Source organism: Bacillus sp. SCT118 (assembly GCF_058566435.1).
Genome location: NZ_CP191225.1, coordinates 3,744,412 through 3,767,097, shown reverse-complemented (window position 1 = coordinate 3,767,097; position 22,686 = coordinate 3,744,412). Strand labels below are relative to the sequence as shown.

Genomic DNA, 22,686 nt, shown 5'->3' with positions numbered 1-22,686 from the left:
GGTGGCGTGCCTGCCCTTTTTTGTGCCTTCAAGCATCCCTTCTCTCTACTGCAGGCCGGAGCATGAGAAAGGGGAAATGGGATGACAAACCTTAACGAAAAACAGCTTATCACTGAGATTGTCGGGCTTGCACGCAGCCAAGGTTTGACGGTTCATTCTGAGAACGCGCAATTGAATGAAACCGGAATGGACTTTCAAGTTGTATTTGCCAAGGACGACACAGGTATGCCATGGGTGCTGCGAAAACCGCGGCGAAGTGATGTTGTGGAAAGAGCATCCGCAGAAGGCATAACGCTTGCCTTTCTCCGCGCGAATCTGACTGCTGATGTGCCGGATTGGAGAATTCACACGCCGGAATTGATCGCTTACCCCATGTTAAAAGGAACGCCGGCGGCCGGGATTGATTTGGAACAAAAGCAATATGTTTGGAATATGAATCATCAGCCGCCGTCAGACGACTTTGTCCGCACACTTGCCGACATACTGGCTGAATTACATGGCACGGATCAAATATCTGCTGGGCAATCCGGAATAGAAGTGATAAGGCCAGAAGATTTCAGGCAAATGACAGCAGACTCTATGGTTGATGTGAAGAATAAGCTTGGCGTATCTACGACGCTTTGGGAAAGATGGCAAAAGTGGATAGATGATGATGCATACTGGCCGGGTTTCTCTTCTTTGATACACGGCGATCTCCACCCGCCGCATATCCTTATCGATCAAAATGGACGTGTCACAGGACTTCTGGATTGGACAGAAGCGAAGGTTGCTGACCCAGCCAAGGATTTTGTTCTTTATCAAACCATTTTCGGAGAAAAAGAAACTGCCCGTTTGCTTGAATACTATGATCAAGCAGGCGGCCGGAAATGGGCAAAAATGCAGGAACACATCTCAGAGATGCAAGCGGCATATCCGCTGGAAATAGCTAAATTCGCTCTGCAAACACAGCAGGAGGAGCACGTCAATATGGCGCTAGAAGCACTCGGTGTAACATCGGATTAAGAATTGACTTCGTTTCATGAACCGATTATTATAAACTCTACAAATAATAGAACGGATCAACAATCGTGAGGAAGAGCAAGTACGCATCAGAATGGAGGTTCAGAGAGTCGGTGGCAGGTGTGAACCGATCCTCCCCTGATGCCGAATGGGCTTCTGAATTGCTTTGCTGAACGGATAGTAGGCGATGCCGGGTTTCTCTCCCCGTTACCAAGAGAGGAGTATCGAATCATAGGTTTTCTGTACTTAGAGTGAATGGCTGTATAGCTGTTAATAAAGGTGGTACCGCGAGACCCTCGTCCTTTGCATAGGACGGGGGTTTTTGTGTTTCTTAAAGGAGGTGACGGCCAATGGACGATGGCTGGTGGTGGCATAGCAGATGAGTTAGAAAGGAGGATATCAAATGGTCATTGCAACTGATGATCTTGAGGTCGCATGTCCTAAATGTGAAAGAGCGGGAGAAATCAAAGGAACACCTTGCCCGGCCTGCAGCGGCAAAGGTGTTATTCTGACTGCTCAAGGATATACGCTTCTGGATTTTATCCAAAAGCATTTGAATAAGTAAAGGAGAAAAGCTGAGCTGAGATGAGAGCAGAAGAGCAGAGTAAGATTCGTGAGGCCGCAGCAGGTACGATTTTTTTGCTGATCGGAACAGTTTGTTTTGCGTCTAAATCGATTTGGATAAAATGGGCATACCAAATGGGTGCTGAGCCAGATGCCGTGCTGCTATACAGGCAGCTGCTGGCTGTTCCGCTGTTTTGGCTGATTTTTTTAATATACCGACCTCCAATGCCAGACGGTAAGAAAAAAGGAGACCTATGGAAGGCTTGTGGCGCGGGAGTGTTTTGTTTTTTTCTGTCTCCCTTGCTTGATTTTATCGGGCTGAACCATGTATCCGCAATGGTTGAACGTATATTGCTGATGAGCTATCCGTTGTTTGTGTTTGGATTCACCGCGTGTCGTGACCGGAAAATGTCCTCAATTCAGGACCTTTTCGCAGTTCTGGCGGTCATGTTTGGGCTTTTCTTGGCGCTGGGCGGCTGGAATGCTGAGCTTTTCCAGGCGAATATGATTGGAGCTGTATTCATTTTGTTATCTTCGGCGGTCTATGCTGCTTATCTTGTCCTTTCCGGGCATCTCGTCCATCAAATCGGGGGGATCCGTCTCAATGCATACGGGATGACAGCTGCTGGAGCTGCCATGATGCTTTACACAGGGATAAAATCGGCGGCTGGCATGAATACGCCAATGGCAGCATATCCGCTTTCTATGTATGGTTTGTTCGCGGTAATTGCAGTCGTGACCACAGTGATTCCATTTGTGCTAATGCTTGAGGGCATAAAACGAATCGGGGCACAGCGAGCCGCCGCCATTTCAATGGCAGGGCCTATCCTGACGATTTTCTATGGAGCTTTATTTCTCGGTGAACGGCTCGGGCTTATTCAAGTCATTGGATGCGCTGCTGTATTCTTTGTCATTACGGGCATAGAATACAGGAAGCTGAAAATAGGAAAATAGGAAAAAAAGAATAATTTTCATAAAACACACACGTTTTTCAATTACAATAAGTGTAATTACGTGTGTGTTTTTTGATTTTGTAAAGGTTAGGTGAGAAGATGCAGCGCATATTGCTTGTAGAAGACGACCACTCAATCAGTGAAATGGTGGATCATTATTTAACAAAAGAAGGCTTTGGAATTGTGCATGCTTTCGACGGAGAAGAGGGCATCCGGCTGTTTCAGCAGGATTCATACGATTTGGTCCTCCTTGATATCATGCTCCCGAAGCTGAACGGCATGGATTTTCTGAAAATCATCCGGGAAAAAAGCAATATACCGGTCTTAATGATTTCGGCAAAAGACGGAGATGTAGACAAGGCATTGGGACTGGGTTTTGGGGCGGATGATTATATCGCCAAACCGTTTTCGATGATTGAGCTGACAGCCAGAGTAAAAGCCGCGATACGGCGGGCGACGCAATATTCGGCAGAGGAGCCGGCTGTGAATAAGGTGATCCGGATTCACCAGCTTGCGATAGATATAGACAATGTTTCCGTTTTGAAAAACGGAGAGCCGCTTCAGCTGACGTCAACAGAATGGCAGCTGCTGTGCTTATTCGCATCAAATCCTAAAAAAGTGTTTACGAAAGAACAAATCTACCGTTCCGTTTGGAATGAAGAGTACTTTGATGATCAGAACATCATTAACGTACATATGCGGAGGCTCAGAGAAAAGATTGAGGATGACCCCTCCTCCCCTCAATATATTAAAACGCTATGGGGCATCGGTTATAAATTAGGAGAGTTTTAGAATGACAGTGCTATGGGTGGCCACTGTCATCGCTCTGGCGTGTCTGAATGTGATTCAATTCATAATGAAAAAGAAGCGGGACGGGAATCTGGCTTACACGGCTGACCAGCTTAGCTACATGCTCAGCCGGGATTCGGCAGGACAAATTTTGCTTCCTACAAACGATCATGCGCTCAAAGACTTGCTTGTTAACATCAATCTTATCGTTGAGAATCGTCAGCAGATCAGCGCCCAATTTGCCAAAACAGAGCAATCCATGAAGCGGATGCTGACCAATATGTCGCACGACCTGAAAACGCCGTTAACGGTCATTCTCGGTTATATCGAAGCCATTCAAAGTGACCCGAACATGCCGGACGAAGAGCGGGAAAGATTGCTGGGGAAGCTCCGCCAGAAAACAAATGAACTTATTCAGATGATCAATTCCTTTTTTGATTTAGCGAAATTAGAATCTGAAGATAAAGAGATCCCGATCACCAAAGTACATATGAACGACATATGCAAACGAAATATCCTTCACTATTATGACACTGTTCAGTCAAAAGGCTTTCAAGCAGCCATCGATATTCCCGATACGCCGGTGTATGCGCAGGCGAATGAAGAGGCTCTGGACAGAATCCTGCAAAACCTATTGTCCAATGCGATTCAATATGGCGCGGCCGGCAAGTTAATCGGGCTGACGCTGTCTTATGATGAGAGGAACATCGCCATCACCGTATGGGATCGCGGAAAAGGGATTAGTGAAACCGATCAGCAGCGGGTGTTTGAGAGGCTGTACACACTTGAAGAATCCAGAAATAAAGCATTTCAAGGAAGCGGACTGGGTTTAACCATCACAAAACGGCTTACAGAAAAAATGGGAGGCACCATATCCGTCCAAAGCAAGCCGTACGAACAGACTGCATTTACGATCACATTGAAACGCATGACATATTAATCGTAAGAATTTCTTAAGGTTTGAGAAATAAAAATGACAGGGCTCGCCGCTACAATAGAAAACAGGAAAAGAGAGGGAAGGAGCAACAAAGTTGACTTATATCGTACAAACAAACGGACTGACCAAAACGTATCAGGGCAAAGAGGTCGTATCCAATGTCAGCATGCATATTAAAAAAGGTGAAATCTATGGCTTTCTCGGCCCGAACGGCGCGGGGAAAACAACCATGATGAAAATGCTGACGAGCCTTGTCAAACCGACTAGCGGTGAAATCATCATCCTTGGGAACAAGTTCACCCACACGTCATATGAGGTGCTGGGGAACATCGGCAGCATGATTGAATATCCGATTTTTTATGAAAACCTGACAGCTGAAGAAAATTTAGATCTGCATTGTGAATATATGGGTTACCACAATAAAAAAGCCATACAAGAAGTGCTGGATATGGTGAATTTAAAACAAATCGACAAAAAACCCGTCAAAACCTTTTCCCTCGGGATGAAGCAGCGCCTTGGAATTGCGCGTGCCATCCTCACGAAGCCGGATCTGCTCATTCTGGATGAGCCGGTGAATGGTCTTGACCCTATCGGCATTAAAAAGATCAGGCAATTGTTTCAAGTGCTGAGCAAAGAGTACGGTATGACGCTGCTGATCTCAAGCCACTTGCTGAGTGAAATCGAACAAATCGCGGACACGATCGGCGTCATTCGGGACGGCAGACTGCTTGAAGAGGTATCAATGGAGGATGTCAGGGGCCAGAACACTGAATACATCGAGCTTGTTACATCGAATCAGACAAAGGCCTGCTTCGTTCTTGAGAAAGAGCTGCAATTAACCAACTTTAAAATTTTAAATGAGAAAACAATCCGAATTTACGAAGCCGAAGCCTCACAGGCTTCTATATCCAAAGCGCTGATTTTAAATGATGTAGACATTGAATCAATGAACAAAAAGTATACGTCGCTGGAGGATTATTTTATCAAATTGATCAACGGCAATAGCATCAGTGCGTAAAGGAGGAGAGACACGTTGATGAATTTGATCAGAATCGAATTAAGAAAAATGAAAATGGGCTGGTATATCAGAGGTGCCCTCATTGCCAACGTGATCATTATGGGCTTTATGTGGCTGATCAGTTATTCCGAAAAAGCCGATGGCGGGGTTTCGTTCCAAAGTACGGATGAAGCATTCCTCATCATCGGCACCTTCGTCAGAGCGGTATTTATCGTATTTGGCGCTGTGCTGATCGTAAAATTGGTGATTTCGGAATATAAAAACAAAACCATTCTTGTGATGTTCACGTACCCGATCAGCCGTAAAAAGCTGCTCACCGCTAAGCTCATGATCGCGAGCGGACTGACGTTTATCACGATTTTACTTTCAAATATACTCATAGCCGCTGGTTTCTTTTGGCTGAACTCGATCTACCATTTCATACCGGGAGAACTTACTTCCGAGATCATTTCTCAACAGGCGGTCAAAATGGCGGTTTTCGCTTTTGGCGCCGCTGGAACCAGTTTAGTTCCCATTTTTTTTGGGATGCGTAAACACTCAGTTCCGGCGACCATCATTTCATCTGTAGTAATTGTGATGCTCATCAGCTCAACAAGTCCGGGCTTCTCGATTTCATCTGTTGTGTATATCCCGCTATCGTTAGCGGCATTCGGATTGTTCTTTTCCTACATGGCGATCAGGAATGCGGACAAGCAGGATGCGTAAACAAAGGCGCCCAATATGTATAAAAGGCCGATGCTGTCAGCATCGGCCTTTCCATTATGAGTCTGTTCTTGTTTCAAGATAATGTTTCTTGCCAATCTCTTTGCTCATCATATAGAAATGGAAGCAATATTCACCGATTGCCATGACGATCGCGCCGAATAAAGCCGCCAATGCAACTTCACCGCCAGTCATCCCCATAGAAAGCGGCATGCCCATCAGCCAAATCACGAGAAAAGCCAAGCCAAAATCAGCCAAAGTTGCAATCATATTATTCCATTTCGGCAATACATAAAGATCGCCCAGCAAATAAGAAATAACCCCTAACACAATCGTCATTAGCAGCGTATCACCAAACGTGAAACCAAAGCCCAGACCAAGCACCAGATACAACACAATAATCGTCATAATACCTTTAATAGCGAGCGCTTTCACATGTGTCATTACAATTCCTCCTTTTGTCATTTGATTTGTTATGTATAATTCCTCAAATGTAAAAAGTTAAACCTTATTTCTTTTCGGAGGCGGGTGCAAATCTGCTGGGGAGGGGTCAATGATGTGAATCCAGGAATTGAGGCTGCGGCGCTTCGACAGCGGAAATGTGAGGCTTGTACTGCACCGGACGCTGCTTTGATGCCCAACAGCCCATTATGTTTGCTGTTTTTAGATGAATAAATTTAAAAACTCTCCTGTCCCTCCGTCATCACTTCTGAAGTAATGAAATATGATGAAAAGAGATCAAGAGGAGGTGACGTGATGGCGGTCGTGAAAGCAACGAGTGCGGATGTCGATTTGATGGCAAGGCTGCTCAGAGCGGAAGCGGAAGGTGAAGGCAAGCAGGGTATGCTGCTTGTCGGCAACGTTGGAATTAATCGGCTGCGGGCGAATTGCTCAGATTTTAAAGGCCTCCGCACCATCAGGCAGATGATTTATCAGCCACACGCGTTTGAGGCTGTGACTCATGGATATTTTTATCAAAGGGCTCGAGATAGCGAGCGTGCCCTTGCACGCCGGTCGATTAATGGTGAAAGGCGCTGGCCTGCAAAATTTAGTTTATGGTACTTCAGGCCGGAGGGGGACTGTCCAGCCCAGTGGTATAACCAGCCGTTTGTGGCCAGATTTAAGTCACACTGCTTTTATCAGCCGACGGCGGAGACGTGTGAAAATGTATATAACACATTTTAGAGACAGGACACCGTTCAAATTGAACGGTGTTTTTCTTTGAAAAGATGCAATGGAAAATATGCCTGTGAGATAATCGAAGAAAAAAGAGCTGACGGAGATGACAGAATGGCAACAATTGACCTGCAAAAGAAAAGTGTAAAGATCGTACTGGAGAAAAAGCAGTTAACGAAGGTGACGGCTCGTGTCGGACTGGTTCTTGATATGACGGGATCGATGAGACCGCTCTACAAAAACGGGACGGTTCAAAATGTGGTGGAGCGGATTTTGGCAGTGGCTGATCAGTTTGATGATAACGGTTTGCTGGATGTATGGGTGTATGATAATGAATTTTCCCGATTAAAGCCAGTTTCAGAAAAGGATTTTTCGGGCTATGTCGATCGTGAAATTTTAAATAATAACAGCTTGCATAAATTCGGCAGAAATGATGAGCCGCCAGTCATGAAGGACGTGCTGCGCAAATATGTTGCGGAGGAACCGAGCTCGTATCCTGCTTTCATTGTTTTTATCAATGACGGGGGCTGTAAAAAGTCAATCAAACCGATAATTGAAGCTTCTTCTGATAAACCGGTGTTCTGGCAGTTTGTCGGCATCAGAAACGGAAACTTTGATTTTCTCAATAAACTGGATACGTTAGAAGGGCGTGTCATTGATAACACGAACTTCCTGCATATCGAAGAGATTGACCGCATTTCTGATGATGAGCTTTATGATGCTCTGCTTGCTGAATTTCCATTTTGGCTGAAAGAAGCGAAGGAAAAAGGGATTGTAAGAGAACAAGAGCCTCCTGCTGAAAAGCCGAAAAAGAAGGGCTTTTTCAGCAGATTGTTTTCGAAATAACTGATAAGGCACTGAGTCATTCTGCGAAATGGCTCGGTGTTTTTGTTTTTTTAAGATCATGTGAAGAAAAATAGTCCGAATGGGCGGCTTGCAAACGACAGGATATGCAGAAAACGCGTCATTCAGCCAGCTTTCGGCATGTTTCAGCGGCAGGCTTGTGAGGGAAGACCTGTTTTTGATGTTCAGCGCTTACAATCGGTTCACACTTCTTCACAGTCGTTTAACAATGATTTCCTATAATGGAGACGATCAATGAGGAGAGAGGGGATCTTGAATGGCATACGACAGTCGTTTTGATGAATGGGTACAGAAACTGAAAGAGGAAAGCTTTCAAAACAATACGTTTGACCGCCGTAAATTTATTCAAGGAGCGGGGAAGATTGCAGGACTTTCTCTTGGATTAACGATTGCCCAGTCGGTTGGGGCCTTTGAAGTAAATGCTGCGCCTAAATTCTCAAGCTATCCGTTTACATTAGGGGTAGCGTCAGGTGATCCGCTTTCTGACAGCGTCGTGCTTTGGACACGCCTGGCACCAGATCCGCTGAATGGCGGGGGAATGCCGAAGCAAGCAGTGCCTGTCAAATGGGAGGTCGCAAAGGATGAGCATTTCCGTAAAATCGTAAGAAAAGGCACTGAAATGGCTAAACCGAGTCTTGCCCATTCCGTTCATGTGGAAGCGGACGGGCTTGAGCCAAACAAAGTGTACTATTACCGTTTCAAAACCGGCCATGAACTAAGCCCTGTCGGAAAAACAAAAACACTGCCTGCCCCTGGCGCCAATGTGCCGCAAATGACCTTTGCATTTGCTTCCTGCCAGCAATATGAGCACGGATATTATACGGCCTACAAGCATATGGCAAAGGAAAAGCTTGATCTTGTCTTCCATCTCGGTGATTACATATATGAATACGGCCCAAATGAATATGTATCAAAAACAGGCAATGTCCGCACGCACAACAGCGCGGAAATCATTACGCTGCAAGACTATCGGAACCGTCACGCTCAATACCGTTCTGACGCCAATCTTAAAGCTGCACATGCGGCATTCCCTTGGGTTGTAACTTGGGATGACCATGAAGTTGAAAACAACTATGCCAATAAAATACCTGAAAAAGGACAGTCGGTTGAAGCATTCGTGCTCCGCCGCGCGGCAGCATACCAGGCATACTATGAACATATGCCGCTCCGCATTTCCTCTTTGCCGAATGGCCCAGATATGCAGCTGTACCGGCACTTTACGTACGGAAACCTGGCGTCCTTCAATGTGCTTGATACCCGCCAGTACAGGGACGACCAAGCCAATAACGACGGCAATAAGCCGCCTTCTGATGAATCGCGCAATCCGAATCGGACCCTGCTTGGAAAAGAACAGGAGCAGTGGCTCTTCGACAATTTGGGCAGCTCGACAGCCCACTGGAATGTGCTGGCGCAGCAGATTTTCTTTGCAAAGTGGAATTTCGGGACAAGCGCAAGTCCGATCTACAGCATGGATTCGTGGGACGGCTACCCGGCTCAGCGCGAACGGGTTATCAATTTCATTAAAAGTAAAAATCTGAATAATGTTGTCGTACTGACAGGTGATGTACACGCAAGCTGGGCATCGAATTTGCATGTCGATTTCGAGAAGACAAGTTCAAAAATATTCGGAGCCGAATTTGTCGGAACCTCGATCACATCCGGAGGAAACGGAGCCGATAAGCGAGCGGATACGGACCAAATTTTAAAAGAAAATCCGCACATCAAGTTCTTTAACGACTATCGCGGATATGTCCGCTGTACAGTGACGCCTCACCAGTGGAAAGCCGATTATCGGGTGATGCCGTTTGTGACCGAGCCGGGCGCAGCCATTTCCACGAGGGCTTCATTCGTTTACCAGAAAGACCAAACTGGGTTGAGAAAGGTATCATCCACAACAATCCAAGGCGGGGTGAAGCAATCCGATGAGGTCGAAGAGGATCGTTTCTTTGCGCACAACAAAGCCCACGAAAAACAAATGATTAAGAAGCGGGCAAAAATCACGAATTAAGGAGTGGAAATTATGTTTTCAAACATTGGAATACCGGGCTTGATTCTGATCTTCGTCATCGCCCTCATTATTTTTGGCCCTTCCAAGCTGCCGGAAATCGGGCGTGCCGCCGGACGGACACTGCTGGAATTTAAAAGCGCCACAAAATCACTTGTGTCTGGTGATGAAAAAGAAGAGAAATCAGCTGAGCTGACAGCGGTAAAGCAGGACAAAAACGCGGGCTGAATGCTGATGAGGCAGACACCGGGTCTGCCTCTTTTTTTATGAAAGGGAGGGCTTTTTTGAATGGATAAAAAAGAAACCCATCTGATCGGGCATTTAGAAGAGCTTCGCCGCCGGATTATCGTCACCCTTGCGGCATTTTTACTATTTCTCATCACGGCTTTTTTGTTCGTACAGGACATTTATGACTGGCTGATCAGGGATTTGGATGGAAAGCTGGCTGTGCTTGGGCCGAGTGAAATCCTCTGGGTGTATATGATGCTTTCCGGCATTTGTGCCATTGCGGCTTCTATCCCTGTTGCCGCGTACCAGCTGTGGCGTTTCGTTGCACCGGCGCTGACGAAAACGGAACGCAAGGTAACGCTCATGTACATACCAGGTTTATTTGCGTTGTTTTTGGCGGGCATCTCCTTCGGATACTTTGTCTTGTTTCCGATCGTGCTCAGTTTTTTGACTCATTTATCCTCCGGCCACTTTGAAACAATGTTTACGGCTGACCGCTACTTTAGGTTTATGGTGAATTTGAGCCTGCCGTTCGGCTTCTTGTTTGAGATGCCCTTGGTGGTGATGTTTTTAACAAGGCTGGGCCTCTTAAATCCTTACAGACTGGCCAAAGCGAGAAAGCTTTCCTATTTTCTGCTGATTGTCGTGTCCATATTGATTACACCGCCTGATTTTATTTCTGATTTTCTCGTGATGATCCCGCTTCTTGTCCTGTTTGAAGTGAGTGTCACCCTATCGGCGTTTGTCTATAAAAAGAGGCTGAGGGAAGAAACAGCGGCGGCCGCTTAGTGCAGCGTACCGCCCGGTGACTTCACATCCTCATCATATTGTGCGGCCGTAACAGCGGCGATTCTCAATGCCCGGACAATCGTGTCCAGGCTGAGGCTCGGCGCTGTTTTGTCGATTGTTTGCTCCGGAATGTAAGGAATATGAATAAAACCGCCGCGAATGTGCGGGGATGTCCGGCTAATGTGATCCATTAACCCGTAGAACAAATAGTTGCATACAAAGGTCCCCGCTGTGTAGGAAACCGCAGCTGGAATGCCGTGTTCCTTCATCTTAGCAGTCATTCGTTTCACGGGAAGCCCTGTCCAGTAAGCGGCGGGTCCGTCTGGAGAAATCTCTTCATCAATCGGCTGCTGTCCTTCGTTATCGGGGATTCGCGCATCTGCAAGGTTGATCGCCACTCGTTCCGGTGTAATCTGCATCCGTCCTCCTGCTTGGCCGACACAAATCACGATATCTGGCTGATGTTTTTGAATGGCTTGGCGCAGAGTGTCCAGAGCGGATCTAAAGACGGTTGGAATTTGTTCCGCTGTAATAATGGCTTCTTCCGTCTCGAAGCCATTAAGCCGTTTCGCCGCTTCCCATGATGGATTGACGGTTTCTTTGTCAAAAGGGTCAAAGCCAGTGATCAGCACTTTTTTTCTCATTTTCCCATCTCCTTTTTCTTTCATTCTATTGTTTATTTATGGGTTTTTCATCAAAATAATGTAAAGGAGTGAATCATAATGGAGCATTTGCCGCAGCAGTATCGTCATTTATTCCCAACCTTGCAGACGCATACGATGCTTGCCAGCTGTTCTCAGAGCGCATTGGCAGAGCCAGTATCAAGGGCGATCCAGGATTATCATGATAGCCTGCTGTATATGGGGACGAACTGGAAAGAAGCGATCGAAAAAACAGAGTTTGCGAGAAACGAGTTTGCAAAGCTGATCGGGGCTGAACCGGATGAAGTGGCGATTGTGCCGTCAGTTTCTGATGCGCTGGTTTCTGTAGCATCGTCCTTAACTGCATTTGGAAAGAAGCACGTTGTATATACAGATATGGATTTTCCGGCGGTGCCTCATGTTTGGCAGGCACACTCCGATTATACCGTATCCGTCATTCCATCAATAGACGGCGTGCTGCCGCTTGAACAGTATGAAACGCATATTTCGGATGAAACAGTACTGACGTGTGTTCCTCACGTTCATTATCGTGACGGCTATGTTCAGGATATAAAAGCGATTGCCGAGATTTCTCAGAGAAAGGGCTCTTTATTGTTTGTAGATGCTTATCAATCAGCCGGGCATATTCCCATTGATGTGAAGGAATGGGGCGTAGATATGCTGGCAGCAGGCACCCGGAAGTATTTGCTCGGCATACCGGGTGTGGCGTTTCTTTATGTGAGAAAGGAGCTGGCTGACGCACTGAAGCCGAAAGCATCAGCTTGGTTCGGCAGAGAGAACGGATTTGATGGGGTTTATGCAAAAGACGCGCGTCGTTTTCAAACGGGCACCCCAGCTTTTATCAGCGTATACGCAGCTGCAGCGGCTTTATCGCTGCTGAATCATATTGGGGTTTCTCATATCCGGGATCATGTGAAAACGATCTGTGCCGATGCAGTTCAATATACCGCTGAAAAAGGCCTGAAGCTGGCGGCGGGACAAGAGGGGATTCAGCCGGGCATGGTTGCGATCCGGGATGAGCGGGCATCGGAAACGGCGGCGTTGCTGAAGAAGAAAAAAGTGATTTGCGCGCCGCGGGACAATGTTATCCGTCTCGCTCCCCATTTTTATAATACGAAGGAGGAAATGCGGCACGCGATTGATGAAGTCGCGGCGAAAATGGTCTATAAGTAAACATAGAAAAACCCCTGAACACTAGGTCAGGGGCTTTTCATGTTAATGATCTACCTTCACGCGCTTCATAAAGAAAGCGCCAATTAAACCGATAATGGCAACAATCATTGCAAACACAAATGCGTGCTGTACACCCGCTGTCAAAGCTTGCGGGATGACTGCCGGATCGGCAGGGTTTTTAACTGTACTCATATAATCATGCTGGCCTGCAGCCATAATGCTGACCGCAACCGCTGTTCCGATAGCGCCGGCCATTTGCTGCAGCGTGTTCATAATGGCGGTGCCGTCTGGATAAAATTCGCGCGGCAGTTGGTTTAAACCGTTTGTCTGTGCAGGCATCATGATCATAGAAATCCCGATCATCAAGCAGGTGTGCAGGATGATAATCAGCACAGCCGTTGAAGTGGTCGTGACATTTGAGAAGAACCATAGTACAACGGTGACAATCACAAATCCCGGAATGACAAGCCATTTCGGCCCGTATTTATCGAACAAGCGGCCTGTAACAGGGGACATAAATCCATTTAAAATACCGCCCGGCAAGAGAACAAGACCAGATGCAAATGCAGTCAGGACTAAGCCGCCTTGCAGATACATCGGCAGAAGCAGCATAGATGACAGAATGACCATCATACAAATGAACACCATGATCACACCCAAAATAAACATCGGGTATTTGAACGCACGGAGGTTCATCATCGGCTGCTTCATTGTCAGCTGGCGGATTGAAAATAGGATAAGGCCGACAACGCCGACAATCAGCGACACGATAACAGTCGGGCTGGACCATCCCCCGGAGCCTTCACCCGCGTTGCTGAATCCGAACACAATGCCGCCGAAGCCAATCGTCGACAGGATGATAGACAATACATCGATTTTCGGCTTTGTCGTTTCAGATACATTCTGCATATATGCGATACCGAAAACAAGCGCCAGCACAAGGAATGGAAGAGAGATCCAGAAAATCCAGTGCCAGTTGAGATGCTCCAGAACCAATCCTGAGAAAGTTGGGCCGATGGCGGGCGCGAACATAATGACAAGACCGATCGTTCCCATTGCGGCGCCCCGTTTATGAGGCGGGAAAATCACCAAGATTGTGTTAAACATTAGGGGCAGTAAAAGACCGGTTCCAAGTGCCTGAACGATCCTTGCCGCTAATAAAAACGAGAAGCTCGGCGCAAGCGCCGCAATGAATGTACCTAAAATTGAAAAGATAAGTGACACGGTAAAAAGCTGTCTTGTTGTGAACCACTGCAACAGCAGTCCTGAAACAGGAACAAGGATACCGAGTACAAGCAGGTAGCCCGTCGTTAACCATTGGACGGTTGCCGCTGTAATGTTCAATTCCTTCATAAGGTCGGTTAACGCAATATTCAGCGCTGTTTCACTGAACATGCCGATAAAACCGGCCAACAGCAAGGAAATCATAATCGGCATCACTTTGTATTGCTGAGATGCTTTAGCTGTTGTTTCCAAAATTATTTCCCCTCTCTATCAACTGCATGTAGTATGTCGTTTTTTTATCTCTTCAGCAGGTCAGGAATGCAGCTGGAGATATGAAGGAGCGGCGTACTGTTTTTTGCCGTCAAAGATAAAAGGATGCCGCCTTCAATCATCGCATTAACCACAGTGCTGGCTTCTTTTGCACGGCTCTCGCTGCAGCCAGTCTGCCGCAGTTTTTCCTCATACACAGAGGCCCATTCTTTGTAGGCTTCATGACAGGCTTCGCGCAACGGTTCGCTTTTCAATGACGTCTCAGCCGCTAGCAAGCCCACAGGCAAGCCTTCAATGTCTTCCGTACATGAAAACTGGCAGGAGAGCTCCTTCAAAAAGGCTTGAATGCCTTCCGCTGGATCGGTGTAGGCTTCCATGCAGTCCGCGATTTTCTGACGGATATACTCCTTCATCTCATTCACGGCTTCGATCGCAAGCTGTTCTTTACCCCCGGGAAAGTGGTAGTAAAGAGAGCCTTTAGGCGCACCGCTTTCCTTTATAATCTGGTTCAGCCCCGTGCCGTAATACCCTTGCAGCTGAAAAAGCCGGGTAGCTGCCGAAAGGATTTTCTCACGGGAATCTCCATAACTCATAACATTCCCACCTTACTGAATTGCAATCAAAAATATAGTGACTGGTCTATTATCCTGATTCAATCATCAATTGTCAAGAAAAAATCATTGTATGAAAAGACAAAAAAAGAAGGATATAACAACAAAAAATACTGAGAGAAAAGCTGACTGATCTTTTGACTGAATAGATAAAATATTCAATGATTAATCATCATATGGATGTAAGGAGAGAAATAGATGAAAAAACAACGAATGCTCGTACTTTTTACCGCACTATTGTTTGTTTTTACCGGATGTTCACATTCTCCTGAAACAAAAGAATCCCCGAAAGAAAAAACGCAGACACAAAAAGTCTCTTCGGCTTCTGCATCTGAAAAAAAGGATCTGCCGAATATTAGAATTTTAGCGACAGGAGGCACGATAGCTGGTGCCGATCAATCGAAAACCTCAACAACTGAATATAAAGCAGGTGTTGTCGGCGTTGAATCACTGATCGAGGCAGTTCCAGAAATGAAGGACATTGCAAACGTCAGCGGCGAGCAGATTGTTAACGTCGGCAGCACAAATATTGATAATAAAATATTGTTGAAGCTGGCGAAACGCATCAACCACTTGCTCGCTACAGATGATGTAGACGGAATCGTCGTGACTCATGGAACAGATACATTGGAGGAAACCGCATATTTTTTGAATCTTACCGTGAAAAGTGATAAACCGGTTGTTATTGTCGGTTCGATGAGACCTTCCACCGCCATCAGCGCTGATGGGCCTTCTAACCTGTACAATGCAGTGATAGTGGCAGGTGCACCTGAGGCAAAAGGGAAAGGGACGCTTGTTGTTCTTAACGACCGGATTGCCTCAGCCCGATATGTCACCAAAACAAACACAACCACAACAGATACATTTAAATCAGAAGAAATGGGCTTCGTCGGAACAATTGCAGATGATATCTATTTTAATAATGAGATTACCCGTAAGCATACGAAGGACACGGATTTCTCGGTTTCTAATCTTGATGAGCTGCCGCAGGTTGACATTATCTATGGATACCAAAATGACGGAAGCTACCTGTTTGACGCTGCTGTAAAAGCCGGAGCAAAGGGGATTGTATTTGCCGGTTCTGGGAACGGGTCTTTATCTGATGCAGCCGAAAAAGGGGCGGACAGCGCAGTCAAAAAAGGCGTCACAGTGGTGCGCTCTACCCGCACGGGAAATGGTGTCGTCACACCAAACCAAGACTATGCGGAAAAGGACCTGCTGGCATCGAACTCTTTAAACCCCCAAAAAGCACGGATGTTGCTGATGCTTGCGCTTACCAAAACAAATGATCCTCAAAAAATCCAAGCTTATTTCAATGAGTATTGAAGAAAAGAAGGCGAATAAGCCTTCTTTTTTTTGGCTTTTTAGGACCAATAATGACCTCTGAATCTTAAAATTTCTTTAAAAATAAGTCAAAATTACCCTTTACTTAATTAATTTGGTAACGTAATATAATTGGAGAATTTGTTACAAAAAAAGGAGGATATTATGAAATTTGTAAAAAGAAGGATCATTGCACTTGTAACAATTTTGATGCTGTCTGTTACATCGCTGTTTGCGTTGCAGCCGTCAGCAAAAGCCGCTGAACACAATCCAGTCGTTATGGTTCACGGTATTGGAGGAGCATCATTCAATTTTGCGGGAATTAAGAGCTATCTCGTATCTCAGGGCTGGTCGCGGGACAAGCTGTATGCAGTTGATTTTTGGGACAAGACAGGCACGAATTATAACAATGGCCCGGTATTATCACGATTTGTGCAAAAGGTTTTAGATGAAACGGGTGCGAAAAAAGTGGATATTGTCGCTCACAGTATGGGGGGCGCGAACACACTTTACTACATAAAAAATCTGGACGGCGGAAATAAAGTTGCAAACGTCGTGACGCTTGGCGGCGCGAACCGTTTGACGACAGGCAAGGCGCTTCCGGGAACAGATCCAAATCAAAAGATTTTATACACATCTATTTACAGCAGTGCCGATATGATTGTCATGAATTATTTATCAAGATTAGATGGTGCGAGAAACGTTCAAATCCATGGCGTTGGACACATCGGCCTTCTGTACAGCAGCCAAGTCAACAGCCTGATTAAAGAAGGGCTGAACGGCGGGGGCCAGAATACAAACTAATGAGATAAATAACCTTGAAGAGTCCTATTCTTCAAGGTTATTCTGCTTTTAGCACAATGGTTTTCGCCGCCATATCATGAACGGTTTGTTTTTTCTTCGTAAATGCGGCTGTCAAATAGATCAGGCGGGAGAATACATGCACCCACGCTATGATGTAACGGACAATCGCCTGTAGGAAAGAAATTTTCTCGTGTGTTTCGTCCCTCACGATTTGCAGCCCGATGATTTTTTTGCCCAGTGTGCCCTTCCAATTTGTCAGCGGCATCAGCAAAGGATACACAATCAGCATCAATATGGCGACAATAATGACACCGGCGGATCCATCGCCAAACGTAAATCCGGCTGCCAAAATCACTGCTGCGGCAATGATTACATCAAGTACAAGAGCGCAGGCGCGCAGCATGAAACCAGCTAGTTCCAATAGAAACACTCCTTAAAATGTTAAATAAATACCTAATGATTGTAAAAAAGAAGGGCCTAAAGTGGGAATAGGTGATAAGCCTTAAATCACAAAAGTTGGTGAAAATGTCATAGGTAAATTGGCATAATCAGCCGGATAATCATATTACCAAATTCTTTTTTAGCCCGAAACCAAGCCCTCAGAAGTTATTTTTGTTAAAATAGAAAAGTTACAACAGAATTCGGAGGGTTTATTGTGGGAAAAGTGAAACGAAATGCCCCTTGCCCGTGCGGCAGCGGCAAGAAATATAAAAAATGCTGCGGAAGTAAAGTTGTCGACTTCCCGGCGGAACTAGCGGCAAAAGAAGCGAAACAAATTCAGGAAGACTTAGTGGAGTATGCCTTCACAGTACATAGAGAAAGCATTTCAGGCTTTATCAACCAGCATGATTTTCTTTCTGGTATGGACAGACAGACGAAAGACATCAGCGTATTTAACTTAGGAATCTGGGGAATCTTCTTCCACCCGCTTGCTGGTGAGAAGACAATCTTCGAAGAGTACCTTCAGAAAAAAGGCGATTCGATCACTCGTCCGAAAACGCGTGAGATCGTAGAATCATGGCAGAGCATGACGCCTGCTTTATTGCTGCTGAAGGACCTGAAGGAAGGCATCATTCACTTTGAAGATGTCATTACGGCAAAACAATTCGAAGTGGAAATGGACGCCAGCAATCAAGACCTTCCTCCAGTGGGAAGCCTGATTCTTGGATACCCAATCCACGAAGCGGAAAAAGCAGAATTCTTCATGCAGTTCACGATCTTCCCGGTGAAGAGAACAGAAGCTCTGATCAGCAAGGTGAAGAAATATGCGGATGCCGCTGTGAAGGACGGCAAAACGCCGGAGGACTTCATGAAGCAGGAATTCAACAACGTTCTGTTCGCGTTGTTAGCTGAGAAAGATGAAGAGCCACAAGCAGAGAAAGCGGAAGTAAGCACTGTTGAGTGGGCAAACGACTTGGAGAAAGAAACCGCTGCGGCTATTGAAGAAGGCATGAGCGGTGAAGAGTATCCGACTGAATTGATCCCAGCTGTTATTGACATCTGGAAAACATTCTGCGAGAAAAAATCACCTGTCATCAGAAAGCCCGAAGCTTTTGCGGCGGCAGTTGAATATTATGTAAACGCGATTTCTCTTAACGGCGCGTCCGTTTCTCAAGCTAAACTGGCGAAAAAATACGGCGTCAGCGCATCAACGATTTCCAGCCGTTACAAAGAAATTGAAAGCACGCTGCAGGATGAAGCGGATCGTTTTGCACAAGCGTTATCCTCATAATGAAAAAAACCTTGAAAAGCCAGGCTTTTCAAGGTTTTTTTATTTCTGAAACGGAATTTTGATTTCTAACCGGAAGACGGGGTGGCGGTAGGTAAAATCCAGCCTGCCAAAAGCGCTCTTCACCAGTTTTTGAATGATATATGTGCCCATGCCTTCATGAGCGCCGTTTTTCGTTGAGCGGCCAAACGATTGATAGATTGTATCGAGCACTTTTGGGTCCATTCCGGGAGTGCTGTTTTCACAAGTCAGTACATAAAGTCCGCTGCGCAGTGAAGTCTCCAGTTTAATCTCTGCTTTTTCTCGGGCCTCCGCCGCGCTGTCGAGCGCATTTTCTAATATGTTGCCGACCAAGCTGACCTGATCAGCAGGCGAAAACGGAAGGGAAGAAAGCGGTGTATGCATATGCAGCGAAACACTCACATTCGAGGCGCGGGCTTTTTCTAAAAAATCATAAAGCACCCCTGCAACGTACGCGTTCTCTCCTTTCAAAAAACGGTCATATTGACTGTATTGATCCGCCCAGTTTTGAATATATGCTTGTGTATCTGCCTTGGGCTGAGCTGATTTGATTGCAGTGATATGTTTCATTGTGTCATGATTCCGGCTTCTGACATCAATCAGCATTTGATTGGCGTGCTGTTCAGCCTGAGTCAGCTTATCAATTTGATCAGTAAGCCTTGCCTGCAAAGCAGACTGTCCGATACGGAGCCCTTCACACCCTGCAAATATCGCGATTACACATAATGCCGGCATGATGTTTGTGCCGATCAGTACCACTCCCGCCGACATCACTTGAATCACGGCAATCCATGCACAAAGACCTGAGGAACAGTGTTTCCACACCCGCTTCGTTTTCCAAATGTACAATCCTGCAGCAGCTGCGCCTAAAACAGCGGTGAGCCAAGAGACGGCTGTGCTGTGTGAAAGAGCAGCAGCTCCCTGATAACATATGAAACTAAATAAAATCAGATAAAGACATTGAAAAAGGGTAATCACGTACTAAACTCCTCAAAAATAGTAGTTTTGAAAATAATCAAGCTGCTGCTTGGTGATCATCGCTTTTTTAGACGTTCCCTCAAAGGAAACTGTAAATGAATGCTTGGTATAAGCGGAAAAATGCTTTATGTAATGAATGTTGATAATAAAGGAACGATGCGAACGAAGAAAATCTTTTTCGGGCAGGTCGCCTTTAATATCATTTAATGTTTGATACGTTTGCACCTCTTCGGCGGTTGTCACAATCGTCGTCGAACGTCCCGTCCGTTCTGCGAAAATAATATCCTTCTTTTGCAGGACATGCATTTCAGACTTTTGCTTTATCAATATACGCCCATTCAAACTCGTTTCCGTTTTCTTTTTCAAGTACCGGTCGAAGGAAGCGGCCAGACGGTCGGCATAGTACGGCTTCATAATATAATCATGGACGTTCAGGTCAAAGGCGTGAACCGCATAACCGCCGTGGCCGGTAACAAAAATCACATCCACATCAAGTGAATGGGATTTGATCAAATCAGCAAGCTCGTAGCCAGACATATGGGGCATCTCGATATCGGCAAGCAGCAGATCAATGTCTCCGTTCTTTACCCGCCTGTAGGCTTCCTTCGCTGAATCGGTGGAAAAGACAATTTCGACGTCCTGCATTCTGGACACGATCGCTTCCAGCTTCTCTAAATCTACTCGATAATCATCTACAAGTCCGACTTTTACCATTATCATTCCCCTAGTTACATAGAATCATCTTTATTCTATCCCATTTCGCGACATAAAAAGAACTCTTCGCGACAACTTTATCCAACTAATCCAGCTTTTCGTATATAGTCATTACTAGAAATAAAGATAAGGGAGATTGTGACATGATTACACTGACCGATTGCAGCCGCAGGTTTCAGGATAAGAAAAAAGTAGTCAAAGCGGTGCGAGATGTAAGTTTAACAATTGAAAAAGGAGAAGTCGTCGGCATTCTCGGAGAAAACGGTGCCGGCAAAACCACGATGCTGAGAATGATTGCTTCCTTGCTTGAACCATCACAGGGTGTAATCACAGTAGACGGCTTTGACACGGTCAAGCAGCCGGCTGAGGTCAAAAAAAGAATCGGTGTCTTATTCGGAGGAGAAACCGGGCTTTACGACAGGATGACCGCTAAAGAAAATCTCCAATACTTCGGCAGGCTGTATGGGCTGAACCGCCACGAGATCAAAGCAAGAATAGAAGATTTATCGAAACGGTTCGGCATGCGCGATTATATGAACCGGAGAGTGGGCGGGTTTTCGAAAGGCATGAGGCAGAAAGTCGCCATTGCCAGAGCGCTGATTCACGATCCGGACATCATTTTATTTGATGAGCCGACAACTGGGCTTGATATTACGTCAAGCAACATCTTCCGCGAATTTATTCAGCAGCTGAAAAGAGAACAAAAAACGATTCTTTTCTCCAGCCACATTATGGAGGAAGTGCAGGCGCTCTGTGACAGTGTCATCATGATTCACAGCGGAGAGGTGATTTACCGAGGAGCGCTTGAATCCCTATACGAGAGCGAGCGCAGTGAGGATTTGAATTACATCTTTATGTCTAAGCTTGTCAGGGGGATTTCTTAAATGCTGAGCCATATTTATAAAAAAGAAATGATCGACGCTTTGCGCGACAGAAAAACGATTTTACTCACAATCTTAGTGCCGATGATTATGATGCTTGGACTTGTCTTCTTTTATGAAAGCATGCTGTCCGACAAAGGGGAGCAGTACACGCTGGCTGTCGGCCATTCGCTTCCGCCCGCACTGGAAAGCAAGCTTAATGAGATTGACGAAATCAGCGTAAAAACATTTGCAAAGCCTGAAGAGGCAGTTGATGAAGGAAAAGCAGATGCCTATCTGAACGTCCCGAAAGAGTTCGACTCTTATGTCAACAGCATGACACCTTTTAAGGTTGATGTTTACGGCAATTCAATCGATCAAGGGTCGTCAAATGCCATGCAGTTTGTGCAGTCTGCCTTAGATCAGTACAAAAATGAAATTGTGCAGCAACGTTTAACAAATAAGCATATTGATCAATCGGTGATCCAGCCGTTTACGATTCAGCAAAAGGAAGCGGATGAGGAGAAAGGGACTTCCGCTATTATGCTTTCCGCCATTCTGCCCATGCTGATTCTGACTTCCATTGTTTCCGGCGCAATGCCGATCGCTCTTGATATCATGGCCGGTGAAAAGGACCGGAAGTCAATCGAGGCGCTGCTATTAACGCCAGTCAGCAGAAACAAAATGCTGGTCGGCAAGTGGCTTGCGGTTTTCACTTTTGGCGTGGCTTCAGGTGTATTGGCTTTGGTGTTTTTGATTTTGTCCACCGTGTTATTTACCGAAAATTTAAAAACGGCCTTCCAGCTGGGAGATCATATGTGGAGTGTAATCGGCGCTTCAGCCTTAATCATTGTGCTCTCTGCATTGCTGATCTCTGCGATGGAGCTTTTCATCAGCATCATGTCCAGCTCGGTAAAAGAAGCGCAAAGTTATATGTCTCTCGTCGTCTTTCTGCCTGTGTTCCCGATGTTTTTCATCTTCAGCAAGGCACCGAACCAATTTGACTTATCATACTTTCTCATCCCGTTTCTGAACCTGCATGCGTTATTTAAACAGCTTTTATTCGGGATGGTTGACCCGGCTGCCATTTTGTCTACGTCAGGAACCATCGCCGTGCTCATCGCCATCTTCTTTTTACTAGCCAGAGCCTGCTTCCTGAAAGACAAATGGGTTCTTCCAAAATAAACTTGCGAAAGGAGAAATACACTTTCTCCTTTTTGTATATCCTGAAAAAAGAAGGAAAATAGAAAAAGGATATCTAATACAAAAAGTGACCCTGCACTATTTTTCATC

27 protein-coding genes and 1 other annotated feature are annotated in these 22,686 nt (G+C 45.8%); of the genes, 19 read left to right on the top strand and 8 right to left on the bottom strand.

Annotation, left to right across the window (positions count from 1 at the left end):
• Positions 1 to 81: 81 nt before the first annotated feature.
• The 7 genes from mphK to ACQVGT_RS19250 all read left to right on the top strand — a co-directional run bounded on the left by mphK (position 82) and on the right by ACQVGT_RS19250 (position 5,965).
• Positions 82 to 1,002 carry a macrolide 2'-phosphotransferase MphK gene (gene mphK / locus ACQVGT_RS19280; protein WP_015382664.1) on the top strand — a complete coding sequence of 307 codons (921 nt, stop codon included), beginning with the start codon at positions 82 to 84 and terminating at the stop codon, positions 1,000 to 1,002.
• Between the two features lie 56 nt (positions 1,003 to 1,058).
• Positions 1,059 to 1,306: a binding site (T-box leader), on the top strand.
• A gap of 96 nt (positions 1,307 to 1,402) precedes the next feature.
• Positions 1,403 to 1,564: an anti-TRAP regulator gene (rtpA, locus tag ACQVGT_RS19275; protein WP_015382665.1), complete on the top strand. Its 162-nt coding sequence runs from the start codon at positions 1,403 to 1,405 to the stop codon at positions 1,562 to 1,564.
• A 20-nt stretch (positions 1,565 to 1,584) separates the two neighbouring features.
• Complete coding sequence (locus ACQVGT_RS19270; protein WP_015482747.1) at positions 1,585 to 2,517, top strand: DMT family transporter; 933 nt, start codon at positions 1,585 to 1,587, stop codon at positions 2,515 to 2,517.
• A 110-nt stretch (positions 2,518 to 2,627) separates the two neighbouring features.
• Positions 2,628 to 3,308, top strand: coding sequence for a two-component system response regulator YcbL (gene ycbL, locus ACQVGT_RS19265; RefSeq protein ID WP_080010608.1), 681 nt, complete (start codon positions 2,628 to 2,630; stop codon positions 3,306 to 3,308).
• 1 nt (position 3,309) lies between these two features.
• Positions 3,310 to 4,245 carry a two-component system sensor histidine kinase YcbM gene (ycbM, locus tag ACQVGT_RS19260; protein ID WP_015382667.1) on the top strand — a complete coding sequence of 312 codons (936 nt, stop codon included), beginning with the start codon at positions 3,310 to 3,312 and terminating at the stop codon, positions 4,243 to 4,245.
• Positions 4,246 to 4,336: 91 nt separating this feature from the next.
• The gene (locus ACQVGT_RS19255; protein ID WP_015382668.1) at positions 4,337 to 5,260 is read left to right on the top strand and encodes an ABC transporter ATP-binding protein; all 924 of its coding nucleotides are present in this window, start codon (positions 4,337 to 4,339) and stop codon (positions 5,258 to 5,260) included.
• An 18-nt stretch (positions 5,261 to 5,278) separates the two neighbouring features.
• Positions 5,279 to 5,965: an ABC transporter permease gene (locus ACQVGT_RS19250; protein WP_015382669.1), complete on the top strand. Its 687-nt coding sequence runs from the start codon at positions 5,279 to 5,281 to the stop codon at positions 5,963 to 5,965.
• On the opposite strand, the gene ACQVGT_RS19245 is transcribed toward ACQVGT_RS19250, so the two are convergent.
• Together ACQVGT_RS19245 and ACQVGT_RS19240 are read right to left on the bottom strand one after the other, a co-directional pair.
• Entirely contained in the window at positions 5,926 to 6,060 is a 135-nt protein-coding gene (locus ACQVGT_RS19245; protein ID WP_144055304.1) for a hypothetical protein, read from the bottom strand. The two genes, ACQVGT_RS19250 and ACQVGT_RS19245, sit on opposite strands and share 40 nt — an antisense overlap.
• Positions 6,020 to 6,406 carry a YndM family protein gene (locus ACQVGT_RS19240; RefSeq protein WP_003246313.1) on the bottom strand — a complete coding sequence of 129 codons (387 nt, stop codon included), beginning with the start codon at positions 6,404 to 6,406 and terminating at the stop codon, positions 6,020 to 6,022. Before ACQVGT_RS19240 ends, ACQVGT_RS19245 begins: the two co-directional genes overlap by 41 nt.
• Positions 6,407 to 6,718: 312 nt before the next feature.
• On the opposite strand from ACQVGT_RS19240, the gene cwlJ reads away from it, so the two are divergent.
• The 6 genes from cwlJ to tatC all read left to right on the top strand — a co-directional run bounded on the left by cwlJ (position 6,719) and on the right by tatC (position 11,024).
• Complete coding sequence (gene cwlJ / locus ACQVGT_RS19235; protein ID WP_015482750.1) at positions 6,719 to 7,147, top strand: cell wall hydrolase CwlJ; 429 nt, start codon at positions 6,719 to 6,721, stop codon at positions 7,145 to 7,147.
• Between the two features lie 105 nt (positions 7,148 to 7,252).
• The gene (locus ACQVGT_RS19230; protein ID WP_041518183.1) at positions 7,253 to 7,984 is read left to right on the top strand and encodes a vWA domain-containing protein; all 732 of its coding nucleotides are present in this window, start codon (positions 7,253 to 7,255) and stop codon (positions 7,982 to 7,984) included.
• Positions 7,985 to 8,063: 79 nt separating this feature from the next.
• Positions 8,064 to 8,240 (top strand): hypothetical protein, encoded by a 177-nt coding sequence (locus ACQVGT_RS19225; RefSeq protein ID WP_003234785.1) that lies wholly within the window; start codon positions 8,064 to 8,066, stop codon positions 8,238 to 8,240.
• 18 nt (positions 8,241 to 8,258) lie between these two features.
• On the top strand, positions 8,259 to 10,010 hold the full coding sequence (gene phoD / locus ACQVGT_RS19220) for an alkaline phosphatase PhoD (RefSeq protein ID WP_015382673.1): 1,752 nt from the start codon (positions 8,259 to 8,261) through the stop codon (positions 10,008 to 10,010).
• A gap of 12 nt (positions 10,011 to 10,022) precedes the next feature.
• A complete protein-coding gene (gene tatAD, locus ACQVGT_RS19215; RefSeq protein WP_003223835.1) occupies positions 10,023 to 10,235 on the top strand; it encodes a sec-independent protein translocase protein TatAD in 213 nt (70 codons plus the stop codon).
• A 60-nt stretch (positions 10,236 to 10,295) separates the two neighbouring features.
• Positions 10,296 to 11,024 (top strand): twin-arginine translocase subunit TatC, encoded by a 729-nt coding sequence (gene tatC / locus ACQVGT_RS19210; protein WP_015382674.1) that lies wholly within the window; start codon positions 10,296 to 10,298, stop codon positions 11,022 to 11,024.
• On the opposite strand, the gene pcp is transcribed toward tatC, so the two are convergent.
• Complete coding sequence (pcp, locus tag ACQVGT_RS19205; protein ID WP_015482753.1) at positions 11,021 to 11,668, bottom strand: pyroglutamyl-peptidase I; 648 nt, start codon at positions 11,666 to 11,668, stop codon at positions 11,021 to 11,023. The genes tatC and pcp overlap by 4 nt on opposite strands.
• Before the next feature lie 78 nt (positions 11,669 to 11,746).
• Between pcp and ACQVGT_RS19200 the strand changes: the two genes are divergently transcribed.
• Entirely contained in the window at positions 11,747 to 12,859 is a 1,113-nt protein-coding gene (locus ACQVGT_RS19200; protein WP_015382676.1) for an aminotransferase class V-fold PLP-dependent enzyme, read from the top strand.
• A gap of 42 nt (positions 12,860 to 12,901) precedes the next feature.
• On the opposite strand, the gene lmr(B) is transcribed toward ACQVGT_RS19200, so the two are convergent.
• Both lmr(B) and lmrA read right to left on the bottom strand, forming a co-directional pair.
• Positions 12,902 to 14,341 (bottom strand): lincomycin efflux MFS transporter Lmr(B), encoded by a 1,440-nt coding sequence (lmr(B), locus tag ACQVGT_RS19195; protein WP_010886396.1) that lies wholly within the window; start codon positions 14,339 to 14,341, stop codon positions 12,902 to 12,904.
• A gap of 38 nt (positions 14,342 to 14,379) precedes the next feature.
• On the bottom strand, positions 14,380 to 14,946 hold the full coding sequence (lmrA, locus tag ACQVGT_RS19190) for a transcriptional regulator LmrA (protein ID WP_003234771.1): 567 nt from the start codon (positions 14,944 to 14,946) through the stop codon (positions 14,380 to 14,382).
• Positions 14,947 to 15,162: 216 nt separating this feature from the next.
• Between lmrA and ansZ the strand changes: the two genes are divergently transcribed.
• Positions 15,163 to 16,290 carry an asparaginase AnsZ gene (ansZ, locus tag ACQVGT_RS19185; RefSeq protein WP_015382677.1) on the top strand — a complete coding sequence of 376 codons (1,128 nt, stop codon included), beginning with the start codon at positions 15,163 to 15,165 and terminating at the stop codon, positions 16,288 to 16,290.
• Positions 16,291 to 16,452: 162 nt separating this feature from the next.
• Positions 16,453 to 17,091, top strand: coding sequence for a lipase EstA (gene estA, locus ACQVGT_RS19180; protein ID WP_003246250.1), 639 nt, complete (start codon positions 16,453 to 16,455; stop codon positions 17,089 to 17,091).
• A 37-nt stretch (positions 17,092 to 17,128) separates the two neighbouring features.
• Here the strand turns inward: estA and ACQVGT_RS19175 are convergent, their stop codons facing one another.
• Complete coding sequence (locus ACQVGT_RS19175; RefSeq protein ID WP_015482755.1) at positions 17,129 to 17,512, bottom strand: RDD family protein; 384 nt, start codon at positions 17,510 to 17,512, stop codon at positions 17,129 to 17,131.
• 234 nt (positions 17,513 to 17,746) lie between these two features.
• Between ACQVGT_RS19175 and ACQVGT_RS19170 the strand changes: the two genes are divergently transcribed.
• Positions 17,747 to 18,823, top strand: coding sequence for a helix-turn-helix domain-containing protein (locus ACQVGT_RS19170; RefSeq protein ID WP_015382680.1), 1,077 nt, complete (start codon positions 17,747 to 17,749; stop codon positions 18,821 to 18,823).
• 39 nt (positions 18,824 to 18,862) lie between these two features.
• Here ACQVGT_RS19170 and natK read toward each other — a convergent pair whose 3' ends face one another.
• Together natK and natR are read right to left on the bottom strand one after the other, a co-directional pair.
• On the bottom strand, positions 18,863 to 19,819 hold the full coding sequence (natK, locus tag ACQVGT_RS19165; protein ID WP_015482756.1) for a two-component system sensor histidine kinase NatK: 957 nt from the start codon (positions 19,817 to 19,819) through the stop codon (positions 18,863 to 18,865).
• Between the two features lie 12 nt (positions 19,820 to 19,831).
• Positions 19,832 to 20,533, bottom strand: coding sequence for a two-component system response regulator NatR (gene natR / locus ACQVGT_RS19160; RefSeq protein ID WP_003234759.1), 702 nt, complete (start codon positions 20,531 to 20,533; stop codon positions 19,832 to 19,834).
• Between the two features lie 143 nt (positions 20,534 to 20,676).
• On the opposite strand from natR, the gene natA reads away from it, so the two are divergent.
• Complete coding sequence (gene natA, locus ACQVGT_RS19155; RefSeq protein WP_015252894.1) at positions 20,677 to 21,417, top strand: sodium ABC transporter ATP-binding protein NatA; 741 nt, start codon at positions 20,677 to 20,679, stop codon at positions 21,415 to 21,417.
• On the top strand, positions 21,418 to 22,578 hold the full coding sequence (natB, locus tag ACQVGT_RS19150; RefSeq protein WP_015482757.1) for a sodium ABC transporter permease NatB: 1,161 nt from the start codon (positions 21,418 to 21,420) through the stop codon (positions 22,576 to 22,578). It abuts the gene before it with no gap.
• The last annotated feature ends 108 nt before the right edge of the window (positions 22,579 to 22,686 follow it).